The 22,059-nt window shown below is 36.9% G+C and carries 19 protein-coding genes; all 19 read left to right on the plus strand.

Annotated elements, in window-relative coordinates; all coding sequences use genetic code 11:
• Window positions 1–6: 6 nt before the first annotated feature.
• Window positions 7–1,239, plus strand: a complete 1,233-nt coding sequence (dapG, locus tag MKX78_RS10375) for an aspartate kinase (RefSeq protein ID WP_307314365.1) — start codon at window positions 7–9, stop codon at window positions 1,237–1,239.
• 25 nt (window positions 1,240–1,264) lie between these two features.
• The gene (dapA, locus tag MKX78_RS10380; RefSeq protein WP_095369477.1) at window positions 1,265–2,131 is read left to right on the plus strand and encodes a 4-hydroxy-tetrahydrodipicolinate synthase; all 867 of its coding nucleotides are present in this window, start codon (window positions 1,265–1,267) and stop codon (window positions 2,129–2,131) included.
• Window positions 2,132–2,701: 570 nt separating this feature from the next.
• Entirely contained in the window at window positions 2,702–4,366 is a 1,665-nt protein-coding gene (locus MKX78_RS10385; RefSeq protein ID WP_218971969.1) for a ribonuclease J, read from the plus strand.
• A 155-nt stretch (window positions 4,367–4,521) separates the two neighbouring features.
• Window positions 4,522–5,244 carry a ClpP family protease gene (locus MKX78_RS10390; protein ID WP_233435397.1) on the plus strand — a complete coding sequence of 241 codons (723 nt, stop codon included), beginning with the start codon at window positions 4,522–4,524 and terminating at the stop codon, window positions 5,242–5,244.
• The gene (locus MKX78_RS10395) at window positions 5,241–5,453 is read left to right on the plus strand and encodes a YlzJ-like family protein (protein ID WP_307314363.1); all 213 of its coding nucleotides are present in this window, start codon (window positions 5,241–5,243) and stop codon (window positions 5,451–5,453) included. The genes MKX78_RS10390 and MKX78_RS10395 overlap by 4 nt, the downstream gene beginning before the upstream one ends.
• A gap of 112 nt (window positions 5,454–5,565) precedes the next feature.
• Entirely contained in the window at window positions 5,566–7,902 is a 2,337-nt protein-coding gene (locus MKX78_RS10400; protein ID WP_095369474.1) for a DNA translocase FtsK, read from the plus strand.
• Window positions 7,903–8,277: 375 nt separating this feature from the next.
• Window positions 8,278–9,006 carry a GntR family transcriptional regulator gene (locus MKX78_RS10405; protein ID WP_095369473.1) on the plus strand — a complete coding sequence of 243 codons (729 nt, stop codon included), beginning with the start codon at window positions 8,278–8,280 and terminating at the stop codon, window positions 9,004–9,006.
• Window positions 9,007–9,056: 50 nt separating this feature from the next.
• Window positions 9,057–10,151 carry a BMP family lipoprotein gene (locus MKX78_RS10410; RefSeq protein ID WP_095369472.1) on the plus strand — a complete coding sequence of 365 codons (1,095 nt, stop codon included), beginning with the start codon at window positions 9,057–9,059 and terminating at the stop codon, window positions 10,149–10,151.
• A 194-nt stretch (window positions 10,152–10,345) separates the two neighbouring features.
• On the plus strand, window positions 10,346–11,878 hold the full coding sequence (locus MKX78_RS10415; RefSeq protein WP_307314359.1) for an ABC transporter ATP-binding protein: 1,533 nt from the start codon (window positions 10,346–10,348) through the stop codon (window positions 11,876–11,878).
• Complete coding sequence (locus MKX78_RS10420; RefSeq protein WP_095369470.1) at window positions 11,871–12,917, plus strand: ABC transporter permease; 1,047 nt, start codon at window positions 11,871–11,873, stop codon at window positions 12,915–12,917. Before MKX78_RS10415 ends, MKX78_RS10420 begins: the two co-directional genes overlap by 8 nt.
• Window positions 12,918–13,877, plus strand: a complete 960-nt coding sequence (locus MKX78_RS10425) for an ABC transporter permease (protein WP_095369469.1) — start codon at window positions 12,918–12,920, stop codon at window positions 13,875–13,877. It abuts the gene before it with no gap.
• 210 nt (window positions 13,878–14,087) lie between these two features.
• Window positions 14,088–15,368 (plus strand): EF-P 5-aminopentanol modification-associated protein YfmF, encoded by a 1,281-nt coding sequence (gene yfmF / locus MKX78_RS10430; protein ID WP_307314356.1) that lies wholly within the window; start codon window positions 14,088–14,090, stop codon window positions 15,366–15,368.
• Complete coding sequence (yfmH, locus tag MKX78_RS10435) at window positions 15,368–16,654, plus strand: EF-P 5-aminopentanol modification-associated protein YfmH (protein ID WP_341050769.1); 1,287 nt, start codon at window positions 15,368–15,370, stop codon at window positions 16,652–16,654. The genes yfmF and yfmH overlap by 1 nt, the downstream gene beginning before the upstream one ends.
• A 64-nt stretch (window positions 16,655–16,718) precedes the next feature.
• Entirely contained in the window at window positions 16,719–17,441 is a 723-nt protein-coding gene (ymfI, locus tag MKX78_RS10440) for an elongation factor P 5-aminopentanone reductase (protein WP_341050771.1), read from the plus strand.
• A 112-nt stretch (window positions 17,442–17,553) separates the two neighbouring features.
• Window positions 17,554–17,799: a DUF3243 domain-containing protein gene (locus tag MKX78_RS10445; RefSeq protein ID WP_095369466.1), complete on the plus strand. Its 246-nt coding sequence runs from the start codon at window positions 17,554–17,556 to the stop codon at window positions 17,797–17,799.
• A 203-nt stretch (window positions 17,800–18,002) separates the two neighbouring features.
• Window positions 18,003–18,800: a DUF3388 domain-containing protein gene (locus tag MKX78_RS10450; protein ID WP_095369465.1), complete on the plus strand. Its 798-nt coding sequence runs from the start codon at window positions 18,003–18,005 to the stop codon at window positions 18,798–18,800.
• Between the two features lie 12 nt (window positions 18,801–18,812).
• Window positions 18,813–19,703: a helix-turn-helix domain-containing protein gene (locus MKX78_RS10455; protein ID WP_095369464.1), complete on the plus strand. Its 891-nt coding sequence runs from the start codon at window positions 18,813–18,815 to the stop codon at window positions 19,701–19,703.
• 159 nt (window positions 19,704–19,862) lie between these two features.
• Window positions 19,863–20,441 carry a CDP-diacylglycerol--glycerol-3-phosphate 3-phosphatidyltransferase gene (gene pgsA, locus MKX78_RS10460; protein ID WP_095369463.1) on the plus strand — a complete coding sequence of 193 codons (579 nt, stop codon included), beginning with the start codon at window positions 19,863–19,865 and terminating at the stop codon, window positions 20,439–20,441.
• A gap of 16 nt (window positions 20,442–20,457) precedes the next feature.
• Window positions 20,458–21,690, plus strand: coding sequence for a competence/damage-inducible protein A (locus MKX78_RS10465; RefSeq protein ID WP_307314351.1), 1,233 nt, complete (start codon window positions 20,458–20,460; stop codon window positions 21,688–21,690).
• Window positions 21,691–22,059: the final 369 nt, after the last annotated feature.

Below are 22,059 nucleotides of genomic sequence, written 5' to 3' on the forward strand. Positions count from 1 at the left end.
GTTAAGATGAAAATCGTCGTTCAAAAATTTGGCGGTACATCGGTAAAAAATGAAGAAGGCAGGAGTCATGCATTAAGGCATATTAAAAATGCCGTTCAGGAAGGGTTCAAAGTGGTAGTTGTTGTTTCTGCAATGGGAAGAAAGGGAGACCCTTATGCAACAGACACGTTATTATCACTTGTTGGTGCGCCCCTTGCCAAAATCAATAAACGTGAAACAGATTTATTACTATCTTGTGGAGAAGTTATTTCAAGTGTTGTATTTACGAATATGCTTTTAGAAAATGAGCTAACGGCGACCGCATTAACAGGTGCGCAAGCTGGTTTTCGTACAAATCATGATCATATGAATGCGAAAATTATTGATATGAAATGTGAACGTTTAAAAAACGAGTTAGAATTACATGATGTTGTTGTCGTTGCAGGCTTTCAAGGATCAGCTAGAAACGGTGATACAACGACGATTGGACGTGGCGGTAGTGATACTTCAGCAGCTGCGCTAGGTTCTGCCCTTAATGCAGAGTGGATTGATATATTCACAGATGTTGAAGGGATTATGACAGCTGATCCGCGGATTGCACAGAATGCACGTTCTTTGGATGTCGTAACTTATACGGAAGTTTGCAATATGGCTTATCAAGGTGCAAAGGTTATTCATCCACGAGCAGTTGAAATCGCGATGCAATCAAAAATTCCCATTCGTATCCGTTCCACTTATACAGACGGTTTAGGGACGCTAGTTACGGCTGTTACGAAACAAAGTAGAGGAACAGATATAAAAGAAAGGCCGGTTACCGGGATTGCACATGTAGCGAATATTACGCAAATTAAAGTGGTTGCTAAAGAAAATCAGTATGACCTACAATCAGAGGTTTTTAAGGCAATGGCTAAAGAAGGCATTAGCGTTGATTTCATTAATATTTATCCACATGGAGTAACCTATACAGTGACCGAAGAAATGACCGATAAAGCGATACAAATTTTAAATGGATTAGGTCATGAACCAAAAGTGGAAAGAGGCTGTGCGAAAGTTTCAGTTGTCGGTGCAGGTATGCAAGGTGTACCTGGTGTTGCCTCTAAAATTGTAACAGCACTTTCGGAACAAGGCATTAGAATTATGCAATCAGCAGATAGCCATACGACTATTTGGGTTTTAGTTGAACAAGAAGATTTGCCGAAAGCAGTCAATGCACTCCATGATGCCTTTCATTTAGAAAAAGATCAAGTAGAAATGATATAAGTGATTATTAAAAAGAGGTGTAAAAATGGTTTTATTCGGAAGAGTTTCAACAGCAATGGTTACGCCATTCGATATCAATGGGCATATTGATTTTGCAAAGACAACTCAGTTGATCAATCATTTGATTGAGAATGGGACAGATTCTCTTGTTGTTGCTGGAACAACAGGCGAATCACCTACGTTAACGAAAGAAGAAAAGCTTGCTTTGTTTAAACATGTAGTGAAGGTAACGGATGGACGCGTGCCAGTTATTGCCGGTACAGGTAGCAATAATACTTACTCATCCATTGAATTAACGAAAAAAGCAGCAGAAATTGGTGTAGATGCCATCATGTTAGTCGCTCCTTATTACAATAAGCCAAACCAAGCTGGCTTATATGAACATTTTAAAGCGATCGCAGCAAGTACAGATTTACCTGTTATGTTATATAATATTCCAGGTCGATCATCTGTTAATATTGCACCTGAAACAATTATTGAACTATCCAAGATTAAAAATATTGTCTCTGTAAAAGAAGCGAGTGGTGATCTTAATGCAATGACGAAGATTATCGCTGAAACAGATGACGATTTCTTGTTATATAGTGGCGACGATGGTATCGCTTTACCAGTCTTATCCATTGGTGGAGCAGGTGTTGTATCAGTGGCCTCACATATAATCGGCTCTGAAATTCAAGAAATGGTGCAAGCATTTTTAGATGGACACTATCAAGAGGCTGCAAAATTGCACCAATCCTTACTACCAATAATGGAAGCGATGTTTGCAGCGCCAAGTCCTGTACCAGTTAAAACCGCTTTGCAGGTCAAAGGCCTTGATGTCGGTTCGGTGCGTTTACCAATGGTACCACTTTCTGAACAAGAAAGAGCTACACTGATTGCCATTATTAAATAGTTAGCAAAAAAATCTGAACGTTCATTCCCACCTTAGGGTTTGAATTGTTCAGATTTTTTTTGTGATGCCATAACATATTTACACTGGATAGTGGAGTAAAAAGGGGGCTCTTCGTATATTTCACACAAATCTAAAATATATTGAGCAAACATAAGTAGTGCAGCTATCCTTGGAGAAGTTTTCACATACTAGCTGAACTAGAGATATTTAAATCCTTGATTACTACTATTTAGTCCTTGTTAAATCCAAACCCAATATATCAATCTGGATGAAGGAAGTTTACACGTTTCTTGAGTCTTTTACGTTCTCTTTTTTAAAAGCAAGACTAACTGAATTATTAAAAACTTGATATTAGGTATCACTTTTTGAGGAGAGTATTTGCTAAAGTAAAATTATCCTTTATTGTGCCGTCTTCTTTAATTACTAAAGTGTTTAATTACTTAATTTAACTGGATAAATTGCTTAATAACCGCAAAAATGCATAAATTTGGTTGTTATTATTTTCTTAGTTAAAGTATAATGGGAATAACTGATTTTGATCGGGTGAATGAACTATAGGAGGATACATAAGTGAAAAGACAGAACGAAAGCATCAAGTTAGCAGCACTAGGTGGAGTTGGTGAATTAGGAAAGAATATGTACATAATCGAAGTTGATGAGGATTTATTCGTAATCGATGCAGGTTTAATGCTTCCAGAGAACGAAATGCTTGGAATTGATACGGTTATTCCAGATTTCACCTATCTTATTCAACAAAAAGATCGTGTGCAAGGAGTATTTTTAACCCACGGACATGAAGACCATATTGGAGCTTTATCTTATTTGCTTCGTCAAATTGAGGCCCCGGTATACGGAACTAAGCTTACGATTGCGTTAGCAAAAGCAAAAATGAAAGAGCAAGGATTTAAAGGGAAAGCTAAACTAGTGGAAATACATAGTGATACTGAACTACACTTTGATCATTGTGAAATTTCATTTTTTAAAACAAATCATAGCATCCCAGACAGTGTTGGGGTATGTATTCATACCTCACAAGGCAGTATCGTCTACACTGGGGATTTTAAATTTGACCAAGCGGCTGGCCCACTTTATAAAGCCGAAATTGGAAAAATGGCTAAAATCGGAGAAAATGGCGTTTTGTGCTTATTATCTGATAGTACAGAAGCAGAAAAGCCGGGCTACACAAAATCTGAAGCTGAAGTATTAGATGATTTAGTGAAGCATTTTTATCAAGCAAAAGGGAGAGTCGTAGTAGCTACATTTGCGTCTGAGTTAATTAGGATTCAACAAGTATTTGACGCTGCGAAACAGACTAACCGAAAAGTAGCAATAGTAGGAAGAAGTTTGCAAAAAATATATGATATTGCCATCAGATTAGGGTTTTTGGATATTTATGAAGACGTAATGGTTTCTATGAACGATGTGAAAAACTTGGCAGATGAAGAAATCATTTATTTAGTGACAGGTACGCAAGGAGAGCCAATTGATGCGCTGTATAAGATGGCGAAAAACTCTCACCGTCAAGTGCATATTCAATCTGGAGATTATGTGATATTCTTTGCTTCTCCTTTGAGAGGTTCGGAAGTTTATTTATCAAAAACAGTTGATGTATTGTTCAGGGGCGGAGCACATGTGGTCTCAGGTAAAGGGAGTTTTAATACATCTAGTCATGGTAGCAAAGAAGAGCTTAAATTCATGATTAATTTAATGAATCCGAGATATTTCTTTCCTGTTCATGGAGAATATAGGATGTTAAAGGCACATGCAAAAGTAGCTGAGTCGACTGGTATGGAAAGTGAAGCTATTTTTATTCCTGAAAAGGGAGAATTATATGAAATAGCAAAAGGAACCATGAAAAATGTGGGGAAAATCCCAACCGGACATGTATTAATTGATGGCAGTGGTGTAGGTGATGTTGGTAATATTGTCCTTAGAGATCGTAAGTTATTATCTCAAGATGGAATATTACTTGTGGTTGTTACGTTAAACAAAAAACAAAAAATCATTTCAGCAGGACCAGAAATTATTACAAGAGGCTTTGTTTATGTTAGAGAATCTGAAGAATTACTTGCAGAAGCAAGCAAATTGGTAAAAGAAATTGTTGAAGCCAAACTATCGAAAGAAGCTTTTGACTGGTCAGGTATCAAACAAGATATGAGAGAAGGTCTCAATCAGTTCTTATTTGATAAAACAAAACGTCGTCCGATGATCTTACCGATAATTATGGAGTCCTAAAAAAGCAGGCAATTACGTATTCGTGGTTGCCTGCTTATATTTTTATTTCGATAATAGATATCTTCGTTTCTAAAAGCATTAGTAGAATGAAAATCCCATCCCTGTTCATACTAAATATATAAAAGTTTGAAGGGAGAAGTCTTATGGATTTTGAAATGAATGGGAATGATCAAGAGCAACAACCTAAAGAAGATAAACAATCGCCTTTAATGGAAAAGATACAGCAATTAGGTCAAACAAATGTACCGCAACTATCTCAAGATTCCAAAATTCACTGTTTGACTATCGTTGGACAAATAGAAGGGCATTTACAACTACCGCCACAAAATAAGACAACAAAATATGAACATCTTATCCCTCAGATTGTAGCCATTGAGCAAAATCCAAAAATAGAAGGTTTGTTAGTAATATTAAATACTGTAGGTGGAGATGTAGAAGCAGGATTAGCGCTTGCTGAAATGTTAGCATCATTGTCGAAACCTACAGTTTCAATCGTGTTAGGTGGTGGACACTCAATAGGTGTACCTATAGCCGTATCTTGTGATTATGCCTATATTGCTGAATCAGCAACGATGACCATTCACCCCATTCGGTTAACCGGCTTAGTAATTGGGGTGCCACAAACTTTTGAGTATTTAGATAAAATGCAAGAACGCGTCATTAACTTTGTAACAAAACACTCACAGATTACTGAAGAGAAGTTTAAAGACTTAATGTTTGCTAAAGGAAATTTGACAAGAGATATTGGAACGAATGTGATTGGTGCTGATGCTGTTGAATTTGGTTTGATTAATGAAGTAGGTGGTATTGGCCCAGCATTAAAAAAACTTGAGGAGTTAATTGAAAACAATGAACATCAGGAGGGGCTTGTGCAATGATATTATATACAGCCATGCCAAGTGAATGGATATACCAAGCTGAATCATCTGAATATGCGAAACAAAAAGTGGTTAACTTTGAAGGTATCCCGTTACTAGTGGAATTAACTAGTGGTTCTGAATATCGTGTAATCCAAGTAATGAGTACGGACCCAAATGATTTCATGAATGAAAATATTGGACCTGGAGTAAAAATCACCCTCAGTTAAGTAAAAGATGGATGAAATTATGCTATAATAAATGAACAAACGTAGAGCAGCCACTAAAAGGCTGCTCTCTTCTTTCATGCATCATTCAAGTACTTATAAATCAGGTGATAAAATGGCGAAAAAAAAGAAGCGTAAAACGCGAAAAAAGCAACAAGTGAGACAAACTTTAAAATATGAATTAACTGCTCTAGTGATGCTCGCATTAGCAGTGATTGCTATAGCGAAATTAGGGGCAGTAGGTGGAGCAATCGTACTTTTTTTCAGGTTTTTTACCGGCGAATGGTACATGCTTTGTTTAATTGGATTAGTGATTTATGCAGGATTTCTAATGTGGAAAAGGGAGAGACCTGATCTCTTTCATATGAAATTAGTGGGCATGTACTTCATCATTAGTGCACTTCTTTTATTAAGTCATGTAACGTTATTTGAATTACTTTCAAATGGGGGAGCATTTACCGACCCAAGTGTAATCATGAATACATGGCGTCTCTATTGGGGTGAGGTGACAAATCAAGCCAGCACTTCAGATTTAGGTGGAGGCATGATTGGAGCATTAATGTTTGCCGTTTTCTATTATTTATTTGATGAAGCTGGCTCAAAAATTATTGCATTCCTCTTGATTATCGTAGGAATTATATTAATTACAGGGAAAACTTTTGGCCCTGCGATGGGCGATATGACCATTTCATTTGCTCAATTTCTAAAAAAACAATGGCTAGCATTTCTTGATGATGTAAAAGGTTGGGTAAGTAAAAAGAATAAGCGCAATGCTAAACCTCGTACGAGAAGAAGTAAAGAGAATCAAGAAGAGCGGGCAATAACAATCCATAACAGCTCAGAAGACATGGATAAAGACAATACACCAGAAGAACCAATTATTTCTAGTTTTTCTCAAAATGCTTATGATCAAGAACAAGATGTTACAGTCCCGGTACAAGGGATAAGCGAGAGACAACCGGAGGACGAAGAGCAGCAAGATGAGACTGTACCACCGATTACATTTACAGAAGTGGAAAATAAGGATTATAAACTACCACCAATGAAATTATTAAAGGCACCTAATCACACCGACCAAAGCGGTGAATATAAACTTATTCATGATAATGCAGCAAAGCTTGAGAGAACCTTCCAAAGCTTTGGTGTCAAAGCTAAAGTAACCCAAGTTCATCTTGGACCGGCAGTAACCAAATATGAAGTACATCCTGATGTAGGTGTGAAAGTGAGTAAAATTGTTAGTTTAAGTGACGACTTAGCACTTGCTTTAGCAGCAAAAGATATCCGAATTGAAGCACCAATTCCAGGAAAATCAGCTATCGGGATAGAGGTACCGAATTCAGAAGTTGCGATGGTTTCCTTAAGAGAGGTCATTGAACCTAAAGGTAAAGATCGCAATGATTCAAAACTATTAATCGGTTTAGGAAGAGATATTACTGGCGAAGCTGTCACGGCAGAGTTGAATAAAATGCCGCATTTGCTCGTCGCTGGAGCGACAGGAAGTGGGAAGAGTGTTTGTATTAATGGCATTATTACTAGTATTTTAATGAGAGCGAAACCTCATGAAGTGAAATTGATGATGATTGACCCAAAAATGGTAGAGCTTAATGTATATAATGGCGTCCCACATTTATTAGCGCCTGTTGTGACAAATGCCAAAAAAGCTTCTCAAGCACTGAAAAAGGTTGTAAGCGAAATGGAGAGAAGATATGAATTATTCTCCCATACAGGCACAAGAAACATAGAAGGTTATAATGAATTTATAAAAAGGCAAAATAAAATAGAGGAAGCTAAGCAACCACTACTCCCTTACATCGTTGTTATTGTTGATGAGTTAGCGGACTTAATGATGGTTGCTTCATCGGATGTTGAGGATGCAATCACTAGATTAGCACAAATGGCTAGGGCAGCTGGTATTCATCTAATCATTGCGACTCAACGTCCTTCAGTAGATGTCATCACCGGTGTGATAAAAGCAAATATTCCATCAAGAATTGCGTTTGCTGTTTCTTCTATGACGGATTCAAGGACGATTTTAGACATGGGCGGAGCAGAGAAGTTATTAGGAAGAGGCGATATGTTATTTATGCCAGTCGGCGCATCAAAACCTATTCGGGTACAAGGCGCATTTTTATCGGATGATGAAGTAGAAGAAATTGTTGATTTTGTCATTGGTCAGCAAAAAGCGCAATATCAAGAAGAAATGATTCCCGATGATTTACCAGATTCACAAGCAAGTGAAGTTGATGACAAATTATATGATGAAGCAGTTGAGCTTGTCATTGAAATGCAAACAGCCTCTGTTTCCATGTTGCAAAGGAGGTTCCGTATCGGTTATACGCGAGCAGCGAGGTTAATTGATGAAATGGAGCTGCGAGGAATCGTCGGACCTTATGAGGGAAGTAAACCAAGAACAGTACTCGTCAGCCAAAGTATGGATGAGGCATCTTCTTAAAAATATATTTAACGCTTTTTAGCAACACAGCTTTAATCAACAATTGAAAGAAAGTATGTACAAAGAATAGGTTAATATTTATTATAAATATGACCTATTCTTTTTTTAAAAGGTTTCTAAAATATTTTAGTAGCATTTGATTTTTATCAAAAGAAGCCTATAACGAAAGGGAAAATAAATAAACAAAACTCTTTAAGACATCAACTATGAGTCAACAAATGTGAAAAATATTCACTTTTTTCACTATCTTTTTCGACATTTTTTGAAAAATATGTTTCTTTATATTTAGAAAAATGGTATAGTATTTTCGATTAGTAGAGATGATTGAACATCAGAGGTCTGATGTCTTGAGATTTGGATTTGGAGGAGCACAGCATGTCTATTAAGTCAGATAGCCGCCATTTGTATTTACAAGTAATTGATCGTTTGAAGCAAGATATTGATAAAGGAATTTATAAAGAGAGAGAAAAATTACCTTCAGAATTTGATCTTGCCAAACAATTAGGTGTCAGTCGTGCGACATTAAGAGAGGCATTAAGGATATTAGAAGAAGAGAATGTCATTATTCGTAGACACGGTGTCGGCACGTTCGTAAATACAAAGCCATTATTTACATCAGGAATTGAACAGTTAAATAGTATCACTAATATGATTACCCAAGCAGGTATGCAACCTGGGACTATATTCCTTAGCTCAGAGACGCAATGTCCAAGTGAGGAAGATATCAGACTTTTTTCCTGTTCAGCAGATGAAGAAATCTTAGTAGTAGAACGGGTGAGAACGGCAAATGGTGAACCTGTTGTTCATTGCTTGGATAAAATGTTGGCGAAGCATATTCCAGACTCTATCTCTTGGGAAAAAGAATCTATTTTTGAAAATTTGGAAGAAAAAACAGGCAGAAGAATTACATATGCGGTCTCTGAAATTGAACCGATTGGTTATCACGAGAAGGTCTCACCTATTTTAGATTGTAGCCCTGAGACAGCTCTACTCGTTCTTAAGCAGATGCATTACACTGAACAAGACGAGCCATTACTCCTCTCGGTTAACTATTTTAGAGCAGACAAATTTAGCTTCCATGTTCTTAGAAAACGGATTAACTAATCAATCATACTCATCTACTAATGTAAACCAATTCCTTAAGGGGGAGCAAAATGAAAAAACGTAAACTTGGATTAGTACTTTCTTTTGCACTAGCAGCAGGTACCATTTTAGGAGCATGTGGTTCTTCAGAAGAAAACGAAAAAGGATCAAGTTCAGAAGGCAACAAAGAAGAGTCATTCACGGTTGCAATGGTAACAGATGTTGGTGGCGTAGATGATAAATCATTTAACCAATCTGCATGGGAAGGGATTAAAGCTTTTGGTGAAGACAATGGCTTAGAAGAAGGTAAAGGTGGATACACTTACCTTCAATCCCAATCTGATGCTGATTATGCAACAAATTTAAATAACTTAACTCGTCAAAAATTCAATTTAGTGTTTGGTGTTGGAGCGATGATGCATGATGCGATTGCTGAAATTGCCGAACAACAAAAAGATAGCCAATTTTCAATTATTGATTCAGAAGTAGAGGCAGATAATGTAGCTAGCATTATGTTTAAAGAACAAGAGTCAGGTTTCTTAGCTGGTGTCGTTGCTGCAAATGCAACAAAAGGGGATACAGTTGGTTTTATCGGCGGTATGGAACTTCCTGTTATTGAACGCTTTGAAGCAGGGTTTATTGCAGGTGTTAGAGCTGTAAATCCAGATATTAAAGTAGAAAGCAATTACTCAGGTGCATTTGACAAAGCAGAGCTTGGTCAATCAATAGCCTCTAAGATGTATGCTTCTGGCATTGATGTCATCTTCCATGCGGCTGGTGGAACAGGTAATGGATTATTCAAAGAAGCACGTGACTTAAAAGGAAAAGATCCAGAGAGAGAACTTTGGGCAATTGGTGTTGACGCAGACCAATCAGCAGAAGGGGTAGTCGGAGATCATAATATTATCCTTACATCTGCTATGAAACGTGTAGACGTTGCTGTACAAGATATCGCTACTAAAGCAAAAGATGGGAACTTCCCTGGTGGCGAAACTACTGTTTACGGTTTAAATGAAGATGGAGTGACTTTGGCACCAATCAACGAAGAGTTCGCTGCCAAAGCGGAAGTTGAAACACAAGTAAACGAATGGATTGAAAAAATTAAGAGTGGAGAAGTTACTCCTCCTCAATCAGTAGAAGAAGCGAAGGCATTTACAGCAGAGTAATGAGGAAAGGAATAAGGGACTTGAAATCTCTTATTCCTTTTTAACTTAAAAGGTTAATTGAAAAGAATAACAAATTATCCTTTTCAATTAGGTTTTTAAAGATAAGCCTAAAATTTCATTCATGGATGTTCAATCAATCATAAATAAAAAGCGAGGTCTGACCTCTAACTACATAAGGGTAAGGAGTGGAGAGGGTGGAATATGTTATTGAAATGCTCAATATTCGTAAAGAGTTTCCGGGTATTGTAGCGAATAATAATATCACACTTCAAGTTAAACCAGGAGAAATTCATGCGCTCCTCGGAGAAAATGGTGCAGGAAAATCAACGTTAATGAATGTTTTATTCGGTCTTTATCAACCTGAAAAAGGGGAGATTAAAGTCAGGGGAAACATTGAAAAAATCACCAATCCAAATGTCGCGAATGAGTTGGGTATTGGGATGGTTCATCAACATTTCATGTTAGTTGATAAATTTACAGTAACAGAAAATATTATTTTAGGGAAAGAGATCACATCAAAAGGTAAAATTGATTTAAAAGAAGCGGAAAAAGTAGTTAGCGACATTTCACAAAAATATGGTTTATCGGTAGATCCAAAAGCAAAAATTGCAGATATTTCTGTAGGAATGCAACAGCGTGTTGAGATTCTAAAAACACTTTATCGAGGAGCAGATATCCTAATATTCGATGAACCTACTGCAGTGCTAACACCACAGGAGATTGCAGAGCTTATTCAAATAATGGGTAAGCTGATTAAAGAGGGTAAATCTATCATTCTGATTACTCATAAACTAAAAGAAATTATGGAAGTATGTGACCGAGTAACGGTTATTCGCAAAGGTGAGGGAATCGGAACGCTAAATGTATCTGAAACAAATCCCGATGAATTAGCTAGTTTAATGGTTGGTAGGGAAGTGACGTTTAAAACTGAAAAAACAGAAGCTATGCCGAAAGAAGCGTCATTAGAAATACAATCGCTTACAGTAAAAGATTCTCGCAATATCGCAGTTGTAGACAATTTAAACTTAACAGTCAGAAAAGGGGAAATTGTCGGTATTGCAGGTGTAGATGGTAATGGACAAACAGAATTGGTAGAAGCAATTGCAGGATTAAGAAAAGTAGAAAAAGGGTCAATTCTGTTAAACAATAAAGAAATTACTAAATTAAATACAAGAAAAGTAACTGAATCAGGTATTGGACATATCCCGCAAGATCGCCATAAACATGGCTTAGTATTAGATTTTACAATTGGTGAAAATATGGTGCTACAAACCTATTACCAACAGCCTTATTCGAAAACAGGTTTGATGAATAAGAAAGCGATTTATGACCAAGCAAATAGATTAATAGAAGAATATGATGTACGAACACCAAGTGAATATACACCAGCTCGCGCTCTTTCTGGAGGTAATCAGCAAAAAGCGATTATCGGCAGAGAAGTAGATCGTAATCCAGATTTATTAATTGCCTCACAACCGACTAGGGGGCTTGACGTGGGTGCAATTGAATTCATCCATCGCAAGTTAATTGACCAAAGAGATCAAGGTAAAGCCGTGCTGTTAGTTTCTTTTGAAATGGACGAAATCATGAATGTGAGTGACCGTATTGCTGTTATTTTTGAAGGGGAAATCATTGCAATAGTTGATCCCAAGGAAACGACAGAGCAAGAGTTGGGCTTATTAATGGCTGGTTCAACGAAGAAAAAGGTAGGTGATGGAAATGTCTAACCGTATGCAAAACATATTAATACCAATCATTGCCGTGCTTCTTGGTATCATTGTCGGGACTATATTAATGATTGTAACAGGTTATGATGCTATTGCAGGGTTTATAGCTCTGTGGAATGGTGCATTTGGTGATGTTTATTTTTTCGGTGAAACCGTTAGACAAATCATCCCCTATATATTAGCTGGCCTTGCAGTTGCATTTGCTTTTAAAACAGGCCTTTTTAACATCGGAGTTGAAGGGCAATTAATTGTTGGTTGGTTAGCTGCTGTTTGGGTAGGTGTAGCTTTTGAACTACCGAAGATCATTCATTTACCTTTAGCTGTGCTAGCTGCTGCTTTAGCGGGGGCGATTTGGGCATTTATACCTGGTTTCTTAAAAGCACAATATCGTGTTCATGAAGTTATTGTCACAATTATGTTGAATTATACTGCACTTCATATTACGAACTATATTATTCGAACAAAATTGTCAGAAGGTAGTGATAGTTCGGACCCAATTGCTGAAACAGCAAGTCTTCGTTCACCTTTATTAGAATCTTTAACAGATTACTCTCGTATGCACTGGGGAATTGTTATTGCCATTATTGCTGTTATTATTATGTGGTTTATTTTGGAGAAAACAACGAGAGGATTTGAGTTGAAGGCTGTTGGCTTAAATCAACATGCTTCAAATTATGCAGGCATGAATGTTAAAAAGAATATTATTCTTTCCATGGTGATATCTGGAGTTTTTGCTGGTTTAGCTGGTGCAATGGAGGGGCTTGGGACTTTCGGATATGCCGCTGTGAAAAGTGGATTTACTGGAGTCGGCTTTGATGGTATCGCTGTAGCTTTATTAGGTGCTAATTCACCGATAGGCATTGTTTTGGCGGCGATTCTTTTCGGGAGCTTGAAGGTTGGTGCCCTTAATATGCCACTAGAAGCAGGCGTTCCGAACGAGTTGGTTGATATTATTATTGCTTTAATTGTTTTCTTTGTGGCTTCAAGTTATATGATTCGATTACTCATAAGAAAGATTAATAAGAAGGGGGTGAAGTAAGTGGGTATCATGGAAATATTAATGATTATTGTGCCAACTACTTTACTTTGGGCAGCACCCCTTATTTTCACCGCGTTAGGTGGAACTTTCTCAGAACGTTCAGGTGTAATTAATATTGGATTAGAAGGATTAATGGTAATAGGTGCTTTTACAGCAATTGTCTTCAATTTATCGTTTGCCGATGTATTAGGGGCATCGACCCCGTGGGTTTCGCTATTAGTAGCCATGCTTGCTGGAGTCATTTTTTCAGCTATTCATGCGGTAGCATCCATCACTTTTAGAGCGGATCAAACTGTTTCTGGTGTCGCAATCAATCTGTTAGCAGTAGGAGTTACCTTATTTCTAGTAAAATTTATTTATGATAAAGGGCAAACAGATATCATTCAAGAGAGCTTCAGTAAAATAGATATCCCGCTTTTAAGTGATATCCCGTTTATTGGCCCGATATTCTTTTCTAATACGTATTACACTTCGTTTGTAGCAATCATTTTCGCTGTGGTTGCTTGGTATGTCATTTATAAGACAAAATTCGGTCTCAGATTACGGTCTGTTGGCGAACATCCGATGGCCGCAGATACTATGGGGATTAATGTGACAAAAATGCGCTATTATGGCGTATTACTTTCGGGAGCGCTAGGTGGTATAGGTGGTGGTGTATATGCCCAAGCGATCTCTTCTGATTTTGGTCATGCGACAATTAGTGGACAAGGATTTATGGCATTAGCTGCAATGATATTTGGGAAATGGCATCCCTTAGGAGCAATGGGTGCAGCGATATTCTTTGGCTTTGCCCAAAGTTTGAGTATTATTGGTTCTAGCTTACCGCTATTAGAGAATATCCCAAATGTCTATCTACTTGTTGCACCATATGTATTAACGATTATAGCACTCACTGGATTTATAGGTAGAGCAGATGCGCCAAAAGCTTCTGGGGTACCGTATATTAAAGGAAATAGATAATAAGTAAAGTCTCGGGAGATTGGCCCTGAGACTTTTATTTTACTTATTTTCTCCTATAGATGTCTGCAAGATTAGCATAGGATGGTTATTAACGTATATAATAGAAAATATTGTTTTCTTTTCATACATATACTAAAAAGATGACAAAATAGGAAGAAGTGCGATTCAAATAGTATGTTTTAAGGTAAAAAGGAATAAGGAGGTTTATTAATGAATATTACAACAGAAACAGTTAAAGAAATTGATGGTGTTAAGCTCCATCAAATTAAAACAGATAAATATAAAACAAATACGATTGTTTGGAAAATGAAAGCGCCTTTAAGTAAAGATACTGTCACACTAAGGGCTTTATTACCGCATGTGTTAGAAAGTAGTAGCGCTGCATATCCTACCACGGCTAAGTTGAGGGCATACTTAGATGAGCTTTATGGCGCTTCCTTATATGTGGACCTCTCAAAAAAAGGGGAGTACCACATTATTTCTATGACTATTGAAATGGCAAATGAAAAATTTCTATCTGATCAGACCCCATTACTTAGAAAAGCTTTTGAATTACTTTCAGAGCTTTTACTCCATCCATTATCCAATAATGGAGCTTTTGACCGAGAGGTGGTTGAAAGTGAGAAAAGAACATTAAAGCAGCGGATACAAGCAGTTAATGATGATAAAATGAGATATGCTAATTTACGTCTTGTACAAGAAATGTGTAAAGATGAAGCCTATGCGCTCCATGTACACGGTGAATTAGATGATTTACCATTAATTACAGAATCGTCTCTTTATCATTATTACGAAAAGGCTCTAGCTGAAGATGAGCTTGATTTATATATGATTGGTGATATTGATACGAATGAAGTTGAACAATATGTTCGTGAATTATTACCTTTAAAAACTCGATCTATTAAAGAAACCTCAATGGCGAGAGCAAACGATTTGATTGAGCCAGAAACGATTAAGGAAGAGCAGGATGTGAAACAAGCGAAATTAAATATTGGTTATCGTACTGGTATCACTTATGGTGATCCTGAATATAGTGCGTTACAAATATTTAACGGAATTTTTGGCGGATTCTCCCACTCAAAATTATTTATTAATGTAAGAGAAAAAGCTTCTCTAGCCTATTATGTCGCCAGTCGTTTGGAAAGTCACAAAGGTCTATTGATGGTGATGTCTGGAATTGACAACAACAGCTATGGGCAAGCAACTTCTATTATTGAAGAACAATTAGAGGAAATGCAGAAGGGTGCCTTTACAGAAGAAGAGATTACGCAGACAAAAGCGGTTATTAAGAACCAAATGTTGGAAACGATGGATACGGCAAGAGGTGTCGCAGAAGTGCTCTATCATAATATCGTTTCTCAACAAAAAATGGACTTAACTGAATGGATGAATGGAATGGAAGCAGTTACAAAGGAAGACATTATAACTGTAGCTAAGAAAGTTCAGCTTGATACAATTTACTTTCTTCATGGAAAAGAGGTGCAAAAATAATGGAACAAATCGCATTTGATCAGCTTCAAGAAAAACTCTATTATGAAAAAATGGCCAATGGGTTAGATGTCTATGTCCTACCGAAAAATGGTTTTAATAAGACTTTTGCAACATTTACGACAAAATACGGATCGATCGATAATCACTTTGTTCCGCTTGATAAAAATGAACCAGTTAAAGTACCAGACGGTATCGCCCATTTCTTAGAGCATAAAATGTTTGAAAAAGAAGATGGAGATGTGTTTCAACAATTTAGTCGCCAAGGTGCATCTGCCAATGCATTTACTTCATTTACTCGCACGGCCTATCTTTTTTCAAGTACTTCAAACGTTCAAGAGAATTTAACTACATTGATTGACTTTGTCCAAGACCCTTATTTTACTAAGGAAACGGTAGAAAAAGAGAAAGGCATTATCGGACAAGAGATTACAATGTATGATGATAATCCTGACTGGCGTCTATATTATGGTCTAATAGCAAACCTATATCATCATCACCCTGTGAAAATCGATATCGCGGGAACGATTGAAAGTATTTCTCACATTACAAAGGATATGCTGTATGAATGTTATCATACTTTTTATCACCCAAGTAATATGTTGCTTTTTGTAGTGGGTCCAGTTGACCCAGAAGCTATAATTGCTCAAGTAAGGGAAAATCAGGCTAATAAAAGTTATAGCGAGCAGCCTGCAATTGATAGAATCTTTGATCAAGAGCCGCAAACGGTTGCTGAAACGATAAGTACATTAAGAATGAATGTGCAAACACCGAAATGTATGGTGGGCATTAAAACAAACGACGCCAGCCAGCAAGGAGCGGAGATGCTTAAAAAAGAACTAAGCCTAAATATTATGTTAGACTTGTTATTTGGAAAAAGTGGGCAACATTACAATGATCTCTATCGAGAAGGTTTAATCGATGATACTTTCTCTTACGATTACTCCCAAGAATCTGGGTTTGGCTTTGCTATGATTGGCGGAGATACAAGTGACCCAAATAAACTTGCTGAAAAAGTGAAAGAGATTTTATTGCAGTCTACGAATGGTGCAAATTGGGATGAAGCGGCACTTCAACGCTCAATCAAGAAGAAGATTGGTGGGTTTTTAAGGGCGCTTAACTCTCCTGAATATATAGCCAATCAATTTACTCGTTACTCATTCAATGATATGGACCTCTTTCAAATTGTTCCTTTTCTTGAAAAGTTAACGTTGGATGATATTAATGAAGCGGCAAAAGAATTAATTTCGGAAGAAAGAATGTCTGTGTGCCAAGTTTTACCAAAATAAACAATGCTAGCCCCGTTTTAGGTGGGCTAGCTTGATTTATGTATTTGTTTTTTGGAGGAAAAAAATGAAGAAATTTGTATTAATAACGGGAGCTAGTGGAGATATTGGCGAAGCAATTGCGCAGTTATTAGCGAAAGAAGGTTATTCCCTTTATTTGCATTACAACAAAAATCAGTCTCGTATTGATCAGTTAATGGCTGCTTTGAATACTTATGGCGGTGAATATATTGCTATTTCTGCTGATTTAACCTCAACTGAAGGATATCAAAAAATTGTTAAAAACATTTTTTCACTTGATGCGATCATTCATTGCAGCGGTCATGCTTATTATGGTCTATTAACTGATATGACAGATGCTGATGTCCAACATTTAATGAACGTACACGTCTTAAACCCGATTTTATTAACGAGAGCATTAATGCCAAAACTTGTAACAAAACAAAGAGGAAATATACAGTTTATTTCTTCGATATGGGGACAAACAGGCTCTGCCTGTGAAACTGTCTATTCAGCTGTTAAAGGGGCACAGATTAGCTTTGTGAAGGCATTGAGTAAAGAAGTAGCCTATAGTGGCATACGGGTAAATGCAATTGCTCCAGGTGCCATTGAGTCAAAGATGATGTCCTCTTTTAACGTAATGGAAATGGAAGATATTAAGAATGATATTCCTATCGGTCGGTTCGGTCATCCAAGTGAAGTAGCTCATGCTTGTGCATTTTTACTATCTGACGCCTCTTCTTATATAACTGGTCAAACCATAAGTGTCAATGGTGGCTGGTATACATAAAGAATGAATAATTTATTTCTCCTCGTTGCATGATAATATTGTACGTTCTAATATTTTGCATTTGCACCATCTACCTGTTGAGGCAAATGTCTATAACGAGGAGGAAATACAAATGTCTGTACTAGATAATTGGCAACAATGGAAAGATTTTTTAGGTGAGCGTTTAGAACAAGGTCAAGATCAAGGGATGAATCAATCTACGGTAAGTGAAATTGCTTATCAAATTGGAGATTATCTTGCTGGTTCAGTAGAGCCGAAAAACGACCAAGAGAAAATTCTTGCTGATCTTTGGTCTGTCGCAAGTGAGGAAGAACAACATGCGATTGCTAATTTAGTTGTGAAATTAGTACAAAAATAATTAGCGGGTATGGGAAAAGCAATGAAGGTGTATATGCCTTTAATTGCTTTTTTCTTATTTTACATATATTTTTACGAACGAAAAGGATTTTCCTTTCATATTAGTGGAAAATCATATATTATAGAACCTAGATTTAATTAAAAATAAATTAATATTGTGTAATAAGAATATCTGGAACTGTAGGCGAATAAGGAGTGTTTTAGGTGGAGAAAAAAGAATGGTATTTCGAATATGAAATCCAAAAAAACAGACCTGGATTACTCGGAGATATTTCATCATTGTTAGGGATGCTTTCCATCAACATTATTACGATTAATGGAGTTGATCAAGGTAGGCGTGGAATGTTGATCCTTGCTAAAGATGATGACCAAATCGTTCGATTGGAATCAATATTAAAGACGATGGATACGATTAAGCTCATTAAACTAAGAGAGCCAAAGCTTCGCGATCGGCTGGCTGTGAGACATGGGAGATACATACAGAGAGACGCAGATGATAAGAAGACTTTTCGATTTGTCAGAGATGAGCTCGGTCTTTTAGTAGATTTTATGGCAGAATTATTTAAGAAGGAAGGCCATAAATTAATTGGTATTCGTGGCATGCCTAGGGTTGGGAAAACAGAATCTATTGTGGCATCAAGTGTTTGTGCGAATAAACGATGGCTGTTTGTTTCGTCAACGTTGCTTAAACAAACGATTCGCAATCAATTAATTGAAGATGAGTATAGCGATGATAATTTATTTATCATTGATGGGATTGTTTCGACAAAAAGAGCAAATGAACGTCATTGGCAGCTTGTGAGAGAGATAATGAGACTCCCAGCTATTAAAGTAATTGAACATCCTGATGTTTTTGTGCAAAATTCAGAATATACTTTGGATGATTTTGATTATATTATCGAGCTTCGTCACGACCATGATGAAGATATCGTCTATGATGTAGTCGAACGTAACAATCATAATATGTTCTCCGATACAGGCTTCGGAGGTTTTGATTTTTAGTAATGTTGGAAGGTGTTAGTTTTGACAGAATTAGGTAGTCGTTTGAAAGAAGCACGTTTACAAAAAGGGATGTCTCTTGATGAGTTACAGACAGTTACAAAAATACAGAAAAGATATTTAATCGGCATAGAAGAAGGTAATTACCGTATAATGCCGGGTAAATTTTATGTGCGTGCTTTCATTAAGCAATATGCAGAGGCAGTGGGCTTAAATCATGAAGAGCTGTTAGATGAGTATAAAAGTGAAATTCCAGCAACATCCAATGAAGATATTCCAGAGAAACTTTCACGTGTGCAAACAAGTAAGAATATCTCTCCTTCAACTTCGAAGTTTTTAGATCTTTTACCAAAAGTTTTAATTATTGTCTTTATCATTGGTGTTATTGCTGTCATTTATTATTTTGTTGAAAATAACGTGTCTAATAGTGATAAGCAATCAAATGAAGACAATAATAATCCAGGTGCAATTGTTGAAAATAATATGCCTAAAGATGAGAAACAAAATGAAGATGCTGCTCCTGAGGAAGAAAAAGACGATGCAGCAGATGAAAATGCAGAAGAAGAGGAGAAACCAGTTCAAGAGTTAAGTGTACAAGAATCCTCGGGTAAAAACACTGTATATGAATTGAAAAATACGGATACGTTTACACTATCTTTATTAGCAGAAGGTAAAAGCTGGGTAAGAGTGGCTAGTGCTGATAATGAAACCTTCTATGAAGAAACAATGGAAGAAGGCGTTGAAAAAGAGTTAGATTTAACAGATCAAAAAGAAGTACAAGTAATCATTGGAAATACAACTGCTACTGAAATTAAAATCAATGATGAGAGACTCGAATATGAAGTCTCACCATCAGAGTATGTAAACCAAAACATTACAATCCGTTTTACATCGCTTGGCGAATAGTCATCAACCATTGATGACTATTTTCGTGTTTAGCCCCCTGAGGTGGGAAATATAAATAAATCCTAACATTGTATCGCAAATTTAGGCTTTATGACTTTTTTTTGATAAAATATGATCATCCCACCAAGGGAAGAATTACATAATTACCGGAGGGAACTTATGAATTTACCAAATAAGATAACGATTTCAAGGATTTTGTTAATACCGATTTTCATTATTATTATGTACAACCCTTTCTCATGGGGAGACATGAATTTTATCGGTGTGACGCTCCCAATTGCTCATTTTGTTGGCGCGCTTATTTTTATATTCGCTTCCGTTACAGATTGGATTGATGGATATGTAGCGAGAAAATATCAATTAGTAACCAATTTAGGGAAATTTTTAGACCCTTTAGCAGATAAGTTATTAGTTTCCAGTGCATTAATCATCCTTGTAGAATTAGGGATGGCTCCCGCTTGGATTGTGATTATTATTATTAGTAGGGAGTTTGCAATAACTGGTCTTCGCCTGATTTTAGCAGGTGGTGGTGAGGTAGTTGCAGCGAATATGTTAGGTAAGATTAAAACTTGGACGCAAATTATAGCTGTATCTGCGTTATTGCTGCATAATACAATCTTCGCATTGATTCCATTTGACTTTGCGACATTTGCTCTATGGGTGAGCATGGTGTTTACTGTTTGGTCTGGCGTTGATTATTTTATTAAAAACAAACATGCCTTTACCAATTCAAAATAATAGGAGAGTGGTCATCATGAATGCTGAAATTATTGCCGTTGGCTCTGAGTTGTTATTAGGACAAATTAACAATACGAACGCCAAATTTTTATCACAGCAGTTAGCTGACCTTGGTGTGAATGTTTTTTATCATACGGTCGTCGGAGACAATGCGGGGCGGTTAGAGTCTGCTATAAAAATTGCTGAAAATAGAGCTGAACTCATTATCTTCACTGGTGGGCTTGGTCCGACAAAAGACGATTTAACAAAAGAAACCATTGCTAAGCATTTGCAAACAAATCTCGTAATGGATGATACAGCACTGGCGTCTATTGAAGAATATTTTAAACGGACGAATCGACCGATGACTGAAAATAATCGTAAGCAAGCCTTAGTTCTTTCTGGTGCGAAAGTACTTCCTAATGATTACGGTATGGCACCTGGTATGTTTTATCAGACGGAAAATAAGCAATATATGCTTTTACCTGGGCCACCAAAAGAAATGGAACCGATGTTTTTGAAATACGGATTTTCTGCAATAAAATCACAATCAGTAGAAGAAGCAGTTATCTCGTCGCGTGTCCTTAGATTCTTTGGCATTGGTGAAGCAATGCTAGAGGCGGAAATAGAAGATATACTTGATAACCAAACAAACCCGACGATTGCGCCGTTAGCGGGAGATCATGAAGTTACATTGAGGTTGACAGCCAAACATCATAATCTTGATACTGCTTTAACACTTTTGGAAGAAAAAGAGAAAGAAATTATGGCAGTAGTAGGAGACTATTTTTACGGTTATGATGATACGTCGCTCTTTAAAGAGCTCTCAAAAAGAATGCAGGAAAAGAAATTAACCCTGTCTGCTGCGGAAAGTTTAACTGGGGGCATGTTTCAAGAAACATTTACATCGATTCCTGGAGCTGGTGGGCTAATAAATGGTGGCGTCGTTTGTTATACAAATGAAGTAAAAGCTAAAGTACTCAATGTAAAGCTAGAGACAATTAAAAATGAAGGTGTTGTCAGTGCTACATGTGCAAAGGAACTTGCGGAAAATGTCGCCAAGTTAATGGAAAGTGACATTGGTGTAAGCTTTACGGGTGTTGCCGGACCTGATGAATTAGAAGGCAATCCAGTCGGTACCGTTTATATAGGGATTTATCACGATGGTGAAGCAAGAGCTGAGAAGCTCAACCTTGGTGGTTCCCGCACATCAATCAGAAAGAGGTCATCTCTTTATGGCGCCTATTTTCTATTGAAATCCTTGGCGTAGTGAGGCGTTTTAGATACTGAAGGAAGTAAGTAGTTGAAGAAATCCGGACAATGATTAACGTTGTTCGGATTTCTCACTTCTAAAGAAGCAATAGATGCTTGTTATGATCGGCTAGGGTGCCAATATAGCTAAAGGAATAGTCGGAGATTAAAAGAAATTTGAAGTTTATACTGAGAAAGAGGTTTGATTAATGGATTTCTATCTGGCAAAACGATCATTTTTCCAAAAAAACCAACCGATAAAAAAAACGAATGGATGTTCGATTTTTTCCTCGACAAAGTCATAAAAAAAAGCTATAGTATAAATATGAAATCGAAAGACCTAATGATAAATTTATCATAGATAATCGAAATTTAAAGGAGGAAATAG

The sequence above is a fragment of the Cytobacillus sp. FSL R5-0569 genome (assembly GCF_038007265.1).
GTDB lineage: Bacteria > Bacillota > Bacilli > Bacillales > Cytobacillaceae > Cytobacillus > Cytobacillus kochii.

Coding starts and splice junctions, on each gene's coding strand:
- pgsA (WP_095369463.1), top strand. CDS start 19,863: ATGAATTTACCAAATAAGATAACGATTTCAAGGATTTTGTTAATACCG.
- dapG (WP_307314365.1), top strand. CDS start 7: ATGAAAATCGTCGTTCAAAAATTTGGCGGTACATCGGTAAAAAATGAA.
- MKX78_RS10395 (WP_307314363.1), top strand. CDS start 5,241: ATGATATTATATACAGCCATGCCAAGTGAATGGATATACCAAGCTGAA.
- MKX78_RS10410 (WP_095369472.1), top strand. CDS start 9,057: ATGAAAAAACGTAAACTTGGATTAGTACTTTCTTTTGCACTAGCAGCA.
- MKX78_RS10405 (WP_095369473.1), top strand. CDS start 8,278: ATGTCTATTAAGTCAGATAGCCGCCATTTGTATTTACAAGTAATTGAT.
- ymfI (WP_341050771.1), top strand. CDS start 16,719: ATGAAGAAATTTGTATTAATAACGGGAGCTAGTGGAGATATTGGCGAA.
- MKX78_RS10465 (WP_307314351.1), top strand. CDS start 20,458: ATGAATGCTGAAATTATTGCCGTTGGCTCTGAGTTGTTATTAGGACAA.
- yfmH (WP_341050769.1), top strand. CDS start 15,368: ATGGAACAAATCGCATTTGATCAGCTTCAAGAAAAACTCTATTATGAA.
- MKX78_RS10390 (WP_233435397.1), top strand. CDS start 4,522: ATGAATGGGAATGATCAAGAGCAACAACCTAAAGAAGATAAACAATCG.
- dapA (WP_095369477.1), top strand. CDS start 1,265: ATGGTTTTATTCGGAAGAGTTTCAACAGCAATGGTTACGCCATTCGAT.
- MKX78_RS10445 (WP_095369466.1), top strand. CDS start 17,554: ATGTCTGTACTAGATAATTGGCAACAATGGAAAGATTTTTTAGGTGAG.
- yfmF (WP_307314356.1), top strand. CDS start 14,088: ATGAATATTACAACAGAAACAGTTAAAGAAATTGATGGTGTTAAGCTC.
- MKX78_RS10420 (WP_095369470.1), top strand. CDS start 11,871: ATGTCTAACCGTATGCAAAACATATTAATACCAATCATTGCCGTGCTT.
- MKX78_RS10400 (WP_095369474.1), top strand. CDS start 5,566: ATGGCGAAAAAAAAGAAGCGTAAAACGCGAAAAAAGCAACAAGTGAGA.